13 protein-coding genes are annotated in these 12,326 nt (G+C 66.4%); 2 read left to right on the top strand and 11 right to left on the bottom strand.

The features are described from left to right. Nucleotides 1–69 precede the first annotated feature (69 nt). Complete coding sequence (locus tag J5J86_RS10770) at nucleotides 70–549, top strand: Lrp/AsnC family transcriptional regulator (protein WP_209104891.1); 480 nt, start codon at nucleotides 70–72, stop codon at nucleotides 547–549. 67 nt (nucleotides 550–616) lie between these two features. Here J5J86_RS10770 and J5J86_RS10765 read toward each other — a convergent pair whose 3' ends face one another. The 6 genes from J5J86_RS10765 to J5J86_RS10740 form a co-directional block, all read right to left on the bottom strand. Further along, entirely contained in the window at nucleotides 617–2,026 is a 1,410-nt protein-coding gene (locus J5J86_RS10765) for a M20 family metallopeptidase (protein ID WP_209104890.1), read from the bottom strand. A 29-nt stretch (nucleotides 2,027–2,055) separates the two neighbouring features. After that, nucleotides 2,056–3,033, bottom strand: a complete 978-nt coding sequence (locus tag J5J86_RS10760) for an ABC transporter ATP-binding protein (RefSeq protein ID WP_209104889.1) — start codon at nucleotides 3,031–3,033, stop codon at nucleotides 2,056–2,058. After that, complete coding sequence (locus J5J86_RS10755) at nucleotides 3,030–4,010, bottom strand: ABC transporter ATP-binding protein (RefSeq protein WP_209104888.1); 981 nt, start codon at nucleotides 4,008–4,010, stop codon at nucleotides 3,030–3,032. Before J5J86_RS10755 ends, J5J86_RS10760 begins: the two co-directional genes overlap by 4 nt. 3 nt (nucleotides 4,011–4,013) lie before the next feature. Then, a complete protein-coding gene (locus J5J86_RS10750) occupies nucleotides 4,014–4,928 on the bottom strand; it encodes an ABC transporter permease (RefSeq protein ID WP_209105349.1) in 915 nt (304 codons plus the stop codon). A gap of 2 nt (nucleotides 4,929–4,930) precedes the next feature. Next, the gene (locus J5J86_RS10745; protein WP_209104887.1) at nucleotides 4,931–5,848 is read right to left on the bottom strand and encodes an ABC transporter permease; all 918 of its coding nucleotides are present in this window, start codon (nucleotides 5,846–5,848) and stop codon (nucleotides 4,931–4,933) included. 104 nt (nucleotides 5,849–5,952) lie between these two features. Next, nucleotides 5,953–7,485 carry an ABC transporter substrate-binding protein gene (locus tag J5J86_RS10740; protein WP_209104886.1) on the bottom strand — a complete coding sequence of 511 codons (1,533 nt, stop codon included), beginning with the start codon at nucleotides 7,483–7,485 and terminating at the stop codon, nucleotides 5,953–5,955. Nucleotides 7,486–7,627: 142 nt separating this feature from the next. Here J5J86_RS10740 and J5J86_RS10735 point away from each other — a divergent pair, with 142 nt between their 5' ends. Continuing rightward, nucleotides 7,628–8,554, top strand: a complete 927-nt coding sequence (locus J5J86_RS10735) for a LysR family transcriptional regulator (protein WP_209104885.1) — start codon at nucleotides 7,628–7,630, stop codon at nucleotides 8,552–8,554. 38 nt (nucleotides 8,555–8,592) lie between these two features. On the opposite strand, the gene J5J86_RS10730 is transcribed toward J5J86_RS10735, so the two are convergent. Genes J5J86_RS10730 through J5J86_RS10710 form a run of 5 tightly spaced genes read right to left on the bottom strand, consistent with a single transcriptional unit; the run spans nucleotide 8,593 to nucleotide 12,278 of the window. Then, nucleotides 8,593–9,351 carry an HpcH/HpaI aldolase family protein gene (locus J5J86_RS10730; RefSeq protein WP_209104884.1) on the bottom strand — a complete coding sequence of 253 codons (759 nt, stop codon included), beginning with the start codon at nucleotides 9,349–9,351 and terminating at the stop codon, nucleotides 8,593–8,595. A 14-nt stretch (nucleotides 9,352–9,365) separates the two neighbouring features. Further along, the gene (locus J5J86_RS10725) at nucleotides 9,366–9,698 is read right to left on the bottom strand and encodes a cupin domain-containing protein (protein ID WP_209104883.1); all 333 of its coding nucleotides are present in this window, start codon (nucleotides 9,696–9,698) and stop codon (nucleotides 9,366–9,368) included. A gap of 27 nt (nucleotides 9,699–9,725) precedes the next feature. Next, the gene (locus tag J5J86_RS10720) at nucleotides 9,726–10,604 is read right to left on the bottom strand and encodes a branched-chain amino acid ABC transporter permease (protein ID WP_209104882.1); all 879 of its coding nucleotides are present in this window, start codon (nucleotides 10,602–10,604) and stop codon (nucleotides 9,726–9,728) included. Beyond that, nucleotides 10,597–11,391, bottom strand: coding sequence for an ABC transporter ATP-binding protein (locus J5J86_RS10715; protein WP_209104881.1), 795 nt, complete (start codon nucleotides 11,389–11,391; stop codon nucleotides 10,597–10,599). The genes J5J86_RS10720 and J5J86_RS10715 overlap by 8 nt, the downstream gene beginning before the upstream one ends. Beyond that, nucleotides 11,388–12,278, bottom strand: a complete 891-nt coding sequence (locus J5J86_RS10710; RefSeq protein WP_209104880.1) for a branched-chain amino acid ABC transporter permease — start codon at nucleotides 12,276–12,278, stop codon at nucleotides 11,388–11,390. Before J5J86_RS10710 ends, J5J86_RS10715 begins: the two co-directional genes overlap by 4 nt. Between the last annotated feature and the right edge of the window lie 48 nt (nucleotides 12,279–12,326).

Below are 12,326 nucleotides of genomic sequence, written 5' to 3'. Positions count from 1 at the left end.
CATTATTTTCCTTCTATGCGCTCTTATGATAGGTAGGCGGACAGATTCATCTCGTTTTTGGTCCAACAAATGAAAGAACCTTCCACAGCAGAGCCGCTCGACCGAACCGACATGAAAATCCTGCGCCTCCTGCAGCAGGAGGGGCGGATGTCCAATGCGGAACTGGCCGAAAAGGTGGCACTGAGCCCGGCCACCTGCCACCGGCGCACCCAGGCTTTGGTGCGCGAGGGCTATATTTCCGGCTTCCGGGGCATGGTGGCGCCGCAGAAGGTGGATCGGGGCGCGCTGGTGATGGTGGGCGTGGTGCTCGATCGCTCGACGCCGGAGAGCTTCGCCGCCTTCGAGGCGGCGGCGGCGGCCTTGAGCTTCGTGCTCGACTGCCATCTGGTGGCCGGCGATTTCGACTATTTCCTCAAGATCCGGGTGTCCGACATGGCGGACTTCAACCGCATCCATGCCAATTGCCTGATCGCCTTGCCGGGCGTGCGGCAGACCCGCACCTTCTTCGTCATCAAGGAAGTGGTGGACAATCGACCCCTGGATTTCTGACGCGTCCCTCAGAAAGCAAAAGGCCGCCCCGAGGGACGGCCTTTCCGGAGAGGCGTGCGATGGCGGATCAGGCCGCCCGCGCCTGCAGCACCGCACCGCCCTCTTCGCCCAGGTCATAGAACAGCCCCGCCATGAGCTGGAGCGCCTCTCGCGCCACCGAGGCGAGCAAATGCTCGTTGGGGGCGTGCTGGGAGCAGGCGGGATAGGAGTGGGGCACCCACACCGTGGGCATGCCGAGGATCAGGGCGAACACGTCATTGGGCAGCGAGCCGCCGAGATTGGGCAGCAGTGCCGGGGTCTTGCCGGTGGTGCGGGCAATGGAGGCGAGCGCCCAGTCGACCCAGGGGTCGGACGGGTCGAGCCGCGTGGCTTCAAACGTGGCCGAGCGGGCGGGGCGCGCCTTGACCATGCCAAGGCCCCGCGCCGCCAGATGCGCCTCCACCAGGGGGATCACCGTCTCTGGATCGGTGCCCACCACGAAGCGCAATTGCAGGGTGGCCTTGGCAGAGGGAGGCACCGCATTGGCGGGCTTGTCCGGCGCCCCGGTGACGAAGGCGAGTACCTCGAGCGTGTTCCAGGCATAGACCTTCTCGGCCGGCGTGAGCCCCGGCTCGCCCCAGTCCGGATCGATGTCCGGATCGCCCATGCCCTGCTCCAGCGAAATGCCATCCAAGGCAGCGCGCACAGAAGCGGGGATCTCCTTGGGCTTGAGGCCGTCCACCAGGATCCTGCCCTTGGCATCCACGAGGCTCGCAATGGCATGGGCGAGCAGCGTGCCCGCATTGGAGAGCGCGCCGCCCCAATTGCCGGAATGGTGTCCGCCCGCGCGCAGATTGACCTCCAATTCGAAATTGAACGCGCCCCGTGATCCCAGGAACACGGTGGGGCGCACGGCGGAGAGGCGCGGTCCGTCCGAGCCGATCAGAACGTCCGCCTGGAGCGCCGCGCGCTCCTGGCGGGCCATCTCGCGCAGGCCCGGCGAGCCGGCTTCCTCGCCCATCTCGATCAGCAGCTTGCAATTGAAGCCGAGTCGCCCGCCGCGCACGGCCAGCACCTGTTCGAGGGCGGCCAGATTGATGGAATGCTGCCCCTTATTGTCGGCGGTGCCGCGCCCGTACCAGCGGTCGCCTTCCTCCACCAGCGCCCAGGGCTTCAGGCCCTCGCGCCAGCCCGCATCCTGGCCGAACACCACATCGCCATGGCCATAGAGCAGCACAGTGGGCAGGCCGTCTGCTTCATGGCGCTCGGCGATCAGGAAGGGGCCGTGGCCAGGCGCTGGATTGTCCACCACGCGCGAGGCGAAGCCGAGCTTGCCAACGGTGGGAATGATCTCGTCGGTAAGATAGGCGCGCAGCGTGTCCAGGCTCTGCCCCGTCTGGCTCTCAGTGGGCATGGCGACGCGGCGGGCCAGATCGGTGCGGAAATCTCCGCGATCGAAATAGGTCGCCGCGCGGGCGACGGCTTCTTGTCGGCTCATGATGTCAACGGGACCTTGCTGGAAAAAGATCAGGCGGCGCTCGGCAGGGCGGCCGGCGTGGCGAAATGGCAGGCGGCATAGCCGTCCGGCAGCGACTGGGCCTCGGGCGAGATGCGCTGGCACAAATCGCGCGCGGAGGGGCAGCGCGGATGGAAGGCGCAGCCGGGCGTGGGCGTCAGCGGGTTCGGAAAGACGGCGCCCAGATGCGTGTCCGGCACACCGAGATCGGGATCGGGGGTCAGCACGGACTCCAGCAGCGCGCGGCTATAGGGGTGCTGCGGGCCGGAAAAGAGGCCGGCGCGCGTGCGCTCCTCCACGAAGCGGCCGAGATACATGACCGCCACCCGGTCAGCCAGATGCTCCACCACCGCCAGATTGTGGCTGATGAAGAAGTAGGTGAGCCCCAATTCGCGCTTCAATTCCAGCAGCAGATTGAGGATCTGCGCCTGCACGGAGACGTCGAGCGCGGAGGTGGGCTCGTCGCAGATCACCACTTCCGGCCGCATGATGAGGGCACGGGCGATGGCGACCCGCTGGCGCTGGCCGCCGGACAATTGGCTCGGTCCGGCATCGAGGAGACGGCGCGGCAGACCCACCACGTCCAGCATCTCCAGCACCTTCTTGCGCCGTTCGGCCGCGCTGCCGATGCCATGCACCACCAGCGGCAAGGCGATGAGGTCGGCGATGGACTTGCGCGGATTGAGCGAGGAATAGGGGTCCTGGAAAATGGGCTGGATGCGCCGCGCCACCGCGATGCGGTTGGTGTCGGCGATGGGCGTGCCGTCGATGCGGATCTCGCCGGACGAAGGCGGCAGGAGGCCCAGCAGCATCTTGGCCAGCGTCGACTTGCCCGAGCCGCTTTCCCCGACCAGGGCATAGACCTCGCCCCGGCGCACCTGGAGCGAGACGCCAGCGACCGCCGTAAGGGTGGCCTTGGGGCGGAACAGCCCTTGCGACACCTGGAAGGTGCGCGTGACGTCTTTCAGTTCAAGGACGATGTCGCTCATGCCGCGGCCTCCGGGATGCTGGCGTGCAGGCAGCGCACGTCATGGGCGGGCTCGGGATGGAGAAGGGGGATGGCGCCGGCGCATTCGGGGCTGGCCAGATCGCACCGATTGCGGAAGGCGCAACCTTCCAGCCGGCCGATGAGGTTCGGCACCTGGCCGCGTATGGCGCCCAAAGGCGCCCCGGGCACGGTGCGTCCGGGCACGGGGATGCAGTCCAGGAGGCCGCGCGTATAGGGATGGGCGGGATGGCGGAAGAGGGTGCGCGCCGCGCCGGTCTCCACCAGGCGGCCAGCATACATCACCCCCACCTTGTCGGCGACCCGCGCCACCACGCCGAGATCGTGGGTGATGAGGATCACCGCCATGCCGAATTCCTTCTGCAGGTCGGCGATGAGATGAAGGATCTGTGCCTGGATGGTCACGTCGAGGGCGGTGGTGGGCTCGTCCGCGATGATGAGCTCGGGGCCGCACATGAGGGCCATGGCGATCATCACCCGCTGGCGCAGGCCCCCTGAGAGCTGGTGGGGATATTGCGACAGGCGCCGGGCGGCGGCGGTGATGCCCACCTTTTCCAAGAGATATACGGCCCGGTCCGTGGCCTCGCGCATGGAGACCTTGCGGTGGCAGGTCAGCGCCTCAGTGAGCTGGTTGCCGATCGTATAGGCCGGGTTCAGCGAGGTCATGGGCTCCTGGAAAATCATCGCCATCCGGTTGCCCCGCAACCGGCGCATGCCGGAATCCGAGAGCGTCATCAGGTCGATGCCGTCGAAGGAGAGCTTTTCGGCCTTGCGCTGGACGCGCTTGGGCAAGAGGTCCATGAGCGCGAGCGAGGTCAGCGACTTGCCCGAGCCGCTCTCCCCCACGATGGCCAGCGTTTCGCCCCGCTCCAGGGAGAAGGAAACGCCGCTGACCGCATGCAGCACGCCGGCGCCGGTGGGGATGTCGATGACGAGGTCTTTCACCTCCAGCAGGGCCATGGCTCAGTTCCTGTTCTCGGGCGCGGTGATGTCGCGCAGCCCGTCGCCCATGAGATTGATGGCCAGCACCAGCACCACGAGAGCCGTCGCGGGAATGGCGATCACCCAGGGGCTGAAGAACATGTATTGCTTGCCCTCGGCGATCATCAGCCCCCAGGACGGCAGCGGCGGCTGCACGCCGAGGCCGAGGAAGGAGAGCGCGGCCTCCAGCAGGATGGCGTGGGCCATTTCCAGCGTCGCCACCACGATGAGCGGGTTGAGGATGTTGGGCAGCACCTCGGAGAGGATGATGCGGGGCGTCGAGCAGCCGATGGCGCTGGCGGCAGCGATATAATCCGAGCCCACCACCTGCTGCGTCGCCGAGCGCGTCACCACCGCAAAGCGGTCCCACAGCAACAGGCCCAGCACGATGATGACGCCCTGGAGCGAGCTGCCCACCAAGGCGGCCGATGCGAGCGCCACCAGCACCACGGGGAGCGCGAGGCGGGTCGTGACGATGTAGCTCAGAACCGCATCCACCCGGCCGCCGAAATAGCCGGCGCACACCCCCAGCACCGTGCCGATGACGCCGGAAATGATGACGGTGAGCGTGCCAATCAAGAGCGAGATTTGCGCGCCGTAAAGGAGGCGGCTCAGATAGTCGCGCCCCAATTTGTCGGTGCCGAGAATGTGGTTCCAGCTGCCCTTGGCATCCCAGACCGGCGGGATCAGGCGCTGGGCGAGGTTCTGGGCATAGGGATCGTGGGGTGCGATGAGGGGCGCGGCGAGCGCGACCAGCACGATGAAGGCGAGCAGCCCCGCGCCCACCAGGAAGCCGCCATGGTTGAGGCTCTTGAGCAGGAAGGTGTGGAGCGGCGCGCGGCGGACCGGGGGCTGGTCCAGAGGGCCGGGCTCGGATTTGGCGGATGTGAGGGTCATGGTCATGCGACGCGCATCCGGGGATCGAGCAAGGCGTTGAGGACGTCAGCGAGGAAGGTCAGCGTGATGTAGATGGCGGCGAGTACCAGCACGACCGCCTGCACCACCGGGAAGTCGTTGCGGGCGATGGCCTCCCAAGCCAGGTGGCCAATGCCGTGCATGGAGAACACCGCCTCCACCACGATGGAGCCACCCAGCATGAAGCCGAATTGCACCGCCGCCAGCGCCACCACCGGGATGATGGCATTGCGCAGGGCGTGCTTCAGAATGACCTTGGCGGGCGGGAGTCCCTTGGCGCGGGCCGTCCGGATATAATCCTGCGAGAGCACTTCCAGCATGCCATTGCGCGACAGGCGCATCACCGCGGGGACCGCGTACCAGCCGAGCGCGATGGAAGGCAGAACGTAATTCTGCCAGGAGGCGTTGCCGGAGACCGGAAGCCACCGCAGGTTTACCGCGAACACGATGATGAGGCCGAGGCCCAGGCAGAAGGTCGGCAGCGCCTGACCCAGCACGCAGAAGGTCAATGCCAGCCGGTCGATGATCGTGCCGCGATAGACGGCGGCGAGCACGCCGAGCGGCACGGCGATGACGAGCGAGATGACCAGCGAGATGGCGCCCAGCGTCAGGGTAACGGGCATGCGCTCCGCCAGCAGGCTGGCGACGGAGTTGCGGAAGTAGAAGGACGTGCCGAAGTCGAGGTGCAGCGCGCCCCATAGCCAGTCGAGATATTGCGTCGAGAGCGGGCGGTCCAAGCCGAACTGTTGCCGGATCTGCTCCACCTGTTCGGCGGAGGCCTCGGGCCCCGCAATGGTGGTGGCGAGATCGCCGGACAGATGCAGCAGCAGGAAGGCGATGACCGATACGGTGAACGCCACCGAAATGGCCACCACCAGGCGGCGAAGGGTGAATGCGAGCATGGAGGCGTCCTCGGAAGGATCCGAAAGGGCCGGGGCGGGGTGGTCCCGGACTGACACTGAACCAAGGCGGGGCGACGGAGACCGCCCCGCCTTGCCTCCACAGCCTATTTCCAGCTGGCTTTGTAGAAGCGCGGCAGTTCGTCCGGCTGTGCCGTGAACTTCAGGTCGCTGGTGAAGGCATAGTTCGCGGAATAGGAGAAGAGCGGCACCAGATAGGCCTTTTGCGCAATCAGGGTCAGCGCTTCCTGGTAGGTGGCGAGGCGAATGTCCGTCTCCACCGTGGTGTCGGCCTTCTTGAGCAGAGCGGAGACTTGGGCATCGTGGGCCATGTCGTCGCTGTCGCCCTTGAACCAGGCGCCGGTGAAGGCGGACGCATCGGCAACCGAGAAGGAGCCCCAGGTCTGGAAATAGATCGGCACCTTGCCGGCGCGGGCGAGCTCGCGGAGCGCGGCATACTTCATGTAATTCAGCTTGGCCTTGATCCCCACCGCGCCGAGATAACCCACGACGGCCTCCGCATATTCGCGCTCGCGATAGGCATAGAGGTCGACCGAGAAGCCGCTGGCATAGCCGGCCTCCGCCAGCAGCGCCTTGGCCTTGGCGGGATCGTAATCATAGCGCGGCACACCCTTGTCGGTGCAGCCGAACTGGTCAATGAAGCAGGCCGAATTCATGACGCGGGCGCCGCCGCGGACCAGATTGTCCACCATGGCCTTGCGGTCGATGGCATAGGCGATGGCCTGGCGCACGCGCGGGTCCTTCAGCGGCTCCGAGCCCGGCGCGCGCCCCTGGGAATCCAACTGCAGGAAGCCCACCCGCATGGTCTCGGCGGCGAGCACCGTGATGTTGGGCACGGCGCCGAGTTGCTTGGCCTGGTCGGCCTGCACACGCCAGATCCAGTCGAGGCCGCCCGTCATCAGCTCGGCCACCTGGGTTTCGGGGTCCGGAATGACGCGGAATTCCAGCTTGCCGATCTTGGGCTGGCCGAGGGGGCTGTCCTTCCAATAGGCGGTGTTTTTCTCCATCTTCACGCCCTTTCCGGGCGTGACCGAGGTCACTTTGTAGGGTCCGGAGCCGATGGGCGCCTTGGCGAAGCCGTCGAGGCCCACCTTCTTGAAATAGGATTCGGGGTAGATCACCACCGGTCCGGCCAGATATTCGATGGCGGCCGGGAACGGGCCGACCAGGTGAATGCGCACCTTGTCGTCGCCGATCTTCTCAGCGCTCTTGATCCAATTTACGTTCTGCTTGGTGACGACCTTGGAATCGGGTGACACCACCATGTTGAGGGTGAACACCACGTCGTCGGCGGTCAGCGGATCGCCATTGTGGAAGGTGACGCCCTTTCGGATGGTCAGGTCGAGCGTCTGCGGGTCGACCCAGGTCCATTCGGTTGCGAGCTGCGGTTCGTACTTGCCTGTATCTGGATTGCGAAAGATCAGGTTATCAAAGACGTGCCGGGCGACAATGATGCCTTCACGGAGGTTGTTGTGGTACGGGCTGATGTTCTCCGGCTCTGAATCCGAGGCATAGACGAGCGTGTCCTTGGCCTTGTCGGCCAAGGCTGCACCGGGGAGCGTGCCCAGAATGAGCGCCGACGCGAGGAGACACGAGAGACGGGACGGAATGCTGGCCATGTTCTCTCTCTGGACTTTATTGATTGAGCCGCGCTTTTTGCTCAGCTTCTAGGCGAGATAGATTATTGAGCTTTTGAGCTATCGCAATTAGAATATTTAGTCGGATTTGTTGCCTAAACGGCAATTGAGGCGGAGTGCACCCTTGGACGATGCAGCGCTGCGCTATTTTCTTGAAGTGGTTCAAGTGGGTTCCATCGCGGAGGCCTCCGCCCGCCTGAATGTGGCCGCCTCGGCCATCAGCCGGCAGATCGCCAAGCTGGAGGCCGATCTTGGAACGCAATTGTTCGAGCGCCGCTCCCGTCGGCTGGTGCTGAATGCGGCCGGCGAACTCCTGGCCCAGCACGCCCGCCGCACCCGCCTCGGCGAGGAGCAGGTGGTGGCGGAGATCCGCCGCCTGAAAGGGCTGGAACGTGGCCTCGTGCGCGTCGGCTGCACAGAGGGCTTCGGAACGGACTTCGTTCCGCGCGCCATCGGCATGTTTCGCGGCCTATATCCCGGCATCTCGTTCGAGATGCACGTGGCGGCCCCACGCGAGACCACGCGCATGGTGAGCGAGGGCATCGTGGATGTGGGCCTCTCCTTCGGCTTCGTGCCCGATGCCGGCATAAGGGTCGAGCTGGCGGGCAGCGCGCCCCTGGTCGCCCTCATGGCTCCGGACCATCCCCTGGCCGAGAAGGACGGCGTAACGCTTGCGGAGGTGGCTGAGTATCCGGTGGGGCTTTCCGGGAAGGACACAACGGCCCGGCAGCTCTTCGACATCCTATGCGGCGTAGAGGGCGTGGTCATCGAGCCCGTGATGACCACCAACTACATGGCAGGCCTCTGGAGCTTCGCCGAGATTGGTGGCGGCATCATCATGACCGGCCGCATCACCGCCGCAACGCGTCTTTCCCGTTTCCGCATGCGTTCGCTGCCGCTGAAGACGCGTGCCAGCACCGAGCGGCGCTATGAGATCCAAACCATGCAGGGCCGTGTGCTACCCGAGGCGACGCGGATCTTCGTCGCCTTCCTCGCGGACGAGCTTCGGCGGCTCGATCCGCGCGGCACGGATACGCCGGCGTCCGTCTAGAACGCCTCAGCGATTTCAACAAATTGGCTGGAAGGACTCTAGGTCGGCCCCGTTGCTTCCGCGAAGGCGCGCACGGTGGTGCGGGCCTTGTCCAGGAGCCAGCTCTGGTCCGAGCCGCAGATGAACGCGCTGTAGCCTTCGGCAGCCCGCGCGGCGATTTCCGCCGTGCCGGGAATGAAGAGACCGGCCGCGGTGCCGGCGCGCCGGCAGGCCACGCCCACCGCCTTCACGGCCTCACCCACGCGGGGATCGCCCGTGCCCGAGGCGCCAAGCGAGAGGGAGAGGTCAGCGCGGCCCACGAACAGGCAGTTCACGCCCGGCACGGCCGCGATCTCGTCCAGCCGGTCGAGCGCTTCCGCATCCTCGATCTGGCACCAGACCGAGGTCTCGCCGTCCGCCGCCGCCAGATAGGCATCCGCGCCCCGCGTGCCATAGCCACCGGCGCGGGGGGAAGGAGAAAAGCCCCGCCGTCCGGCATATTTGGCCGCTTCCACCGCCGCGCGTGCCTCGTCCGGCGTGCGCACATGGGGCACCACGATGCCGGCGGCACCCATGTCCAGGCAGGCGGCGATGGGGGCAGGATCAAGCCCCGCCACGCGCACCAAGGCCGGCAGACCGCCGGCGCGGGCGGCGAGGATCATGCGATCAAGATCGCCTGGCGAGAAGGGCGCGTGCTCGGCATCGAGGATCGCACAGTCGAGCCCGCTCAGCGCCAGGATCTCCACCATCTGATAGGACGCCGACTTGATGAAGGTGCCGAGCAACGGATGGGCGAGGCGGTCGCGGAAGGGGGCCATCGGTCGGATCCTGCTCAGGCGTATTCGGGCCGGCGGGGGGTGAAGATGTCGAGATTGATGACCGGCTCGTCGCCGACCACCTCGCCCCAATGGCGTACATTGGGCGGGATCACGATGACCCCGCCGGGGCCAATCAGGTGCTCGTCCTCGCCCACGAAGAAGCGGATGGTGCCCGAGACGATATAGGCGATCTGCTCATGGGGATGGCTGTGCGGCTTGGGCTCATGGCCGGGCATGAGGCGATGCAGGGCGAGGGTCGCGCCCGCGCCGGACACGGCCTTGCGCTCGACCCCCTCGCGCACCGGGGTCCATTCCATTGCGTCCCAATTGATCTTGGTGATGTCCATGGAAGCAACTCCTTGAAAAGATGAGCGCTATTTCGCCGCGCCGAGCAGGCCCGAGGGCCGGATGAAGAGGAAGACCAGCAGGACGGAGAGCGCGGCCACCGTCTTCAATCCCGCGCCGAAACCCAGGATCGCCAGCGACTGCACAAGGCCGAGCATCAGCCCGCCCAGGAAGGCGCCGAACGGTCGCCCGAAGCCGCCGACGATTGCCGCGATGAAGCCGGAAATGGCGAAGGGCACGCCCACATTGAAGGCGGTGTATTGGGTGGGCGTGATGAGGATGCCGGCCATGGCGCCGAGGCCGGCGCTGATGGCAAAGGCGGCCGCCAGCATGCGCGAGACCGGAATGCCCTGGAGCGCCGCCGCTTCCCGGTTGATGGCGCAGGCGCGCATCGCCTTGCCGGTGCGCGACAGGCGGAAGAAGGCGGCGAGCCCGCCCACCGCGATCAGGGACGCGCCCACGATCCACAGCAACTGGTAGCTCACCGCCACCCCACCGAACTGAAGCGGCGGCAGATCGGTGAAGACGGTCATGGAACGCGGCTGATCACCCCAGACGAGAAGTGCGACGCGCTCGATCACGATCTGCGCGGCGAGCGTCGCCAGGATCATGGTGAACATGGTGGCCTTGCGGTTCCAGAGCGGGCGAACCACCAGCCGTTCCAGCCCGACACCCAGCAGCGCCACCAGAGCCACCGCCACCAGCGCCGCCGGAATGAGGGGCAGGCCCTGGGCCTGCATCAGGCTCTGCGTGATCATGCCGCCCAGCATGACGAAGGCACCCTGGGCGAAGTTCACGATGCCAGAGGCATTGTAGATGACGCAGAAACCGATGCCGATGAGGCCGTAAACGCAGCCAATGCCGAGCCCCGACACCAGCACCTGGGGGATGTAAGAAAAGTCAGCCATGCTTGGCCTCCCTGCCGGCGGTGGCGGCCTTGGAACTGCCGAGATAGGCGGCGATCACCGCCGGGTCGGTGCGCACCTCAGCCGGCGTGCCTTCGGCGATCTTGCGGCCGAAATCCACCACCACCACCCGGTCCGCCGTATTCATGACGAGGGTCATGTCGTGCTCGATGAGAAGCACGGTCGTGCCCTCGTCCGCGATGCGGCGGATGATGCGGGAGAGGGCCGCGGATTCCTCTCCGTTGAGCCCCGCCGCCGGCTCGTCCAGCAGCACGAGGCGCGGGTCGGCGGCGAGCGCCCGGGCCATTTCCAGGAGTCGCTGCTGGCCATAGGAGAGGCCGGAGGCATCCTCGTCCGCTTTGTGCTGGAGGCCCACGAAGCCGAGCAGTTCGCGGGCCCGGGCCTCCACTTGTCTTTCCTCGCGCCGCGCCGAGGGTGGGCGCAGGAAGGCGGAGAACAGGCCGGCCTTGGTGTGCAGGTGACGACCCACCTTCACATTTTCAAGCGTGGTCAGGTCCTCGAACAGCTTCACCAATTGGAAGGTGCGCACGAGGCCGCGCCGGGCAACCTTTTCCGGGGCAAGGCCGGTAATGTCCTGCCCATCGAACAGCACGCGCCCTTCCGTGGGCGGCAGGAAGCCGGAGATGAGGCTGAAGAGGGTGGTCTTGCCAGCACCGTTCGGCCCGATGACGGCGGTGACGCCCGCCTCCGGCACCGCGAAGCTCACGCCGTCCACCGCCACGAGGCCGCCAAAGCGCTTGGTGACGTTTTCCAGCACCAGCCGGCTCATGCGCGCCTCCGCAGGGTGAAGAGGGCGGAGAGGCCCTTCGGGGCATAGATCAGCATCAGGATGAGCGCCGCGCCATAAGCGAGGTCCTGATAGTCCTTGAAGGCACGGAAGGTCTCGGGCAGCAGGCTGATGATGAGCGCACCCACCACCGGCCCCGCAATGGTGCCGATGCCGCCCACATAGAGCATGGTGAAGGTGAGGATGACCATGTGCAGCCCGAACACTTCGGGGCTGACGAAGCCGACCACATGCACGAACAGCGAACCCGAAAGAGAGGCGAGGGCGGCGGAGAGGAGAAAGGCCAGCAGCTTGTAGCGCGCCACCGGAATGCCCAGCGCCCGTGCCGCCTCCTCGCTGCCCGCCACCGCCGAGAGCGCCCGGCCCATGCGGGAACGGCGCAGGCGCGCGGAGAGGAAGGTGGCGGCGGCGACCACCAAGGTGAGCACGATGAGCTGGCCGCGGTCGGAGCTGATCTCATAGCTGCCTATGCCGAGCGGGGGAATGCCGGACAGTCCCATATAGCCCTGGGTGACGCTCGACCATTCCACCGTGATCTCATAGACGATGAGGCCGATGGCGAGCGTCCCCATGGCGAGATAATGGCCCTTGAGACGCAAGGTCGGATAGCCGATGGCGCAGGCGGCGGCCAGCGCCCCGGCCATGCCCGCCGCCATGGCGGGCAAGGGCTCCCAGCCATAGGTGGCGGTGAGCACGGCGGACGTATAGCCGCCAATGGCCGCGAAGGCGTTCTGGCCGAACGATACCTGGTTGGCAAAGCCCATGAACAGGTTGAGGCCGATCACGAACACCGCGTAGATGAGCGCGAAGGACACCACGGTGGCGGGATAGCCGCCCACCGCGATGGCATAGCCAACCACCGCCGCCACGAGGACGTATGGCAGCAGCCCGCGCCAGGACAGGCGTGGTCGGCGCCT

It is taken from the genome of Aquabacter sp. L1I39 (assembly GCF_017742835.1).
Classification (GTDB): domain Bacteria; phylum Pseudomonadota; class Alphaproteobacteria; order Rhizobiales; family Xanthobacteraceae; genus L1I39.
The sequence above is the reverse complement of the archived record's forward strand: the minus strand, read 5'-3'. Positions and strand labels throughout refer to the sequence as shown.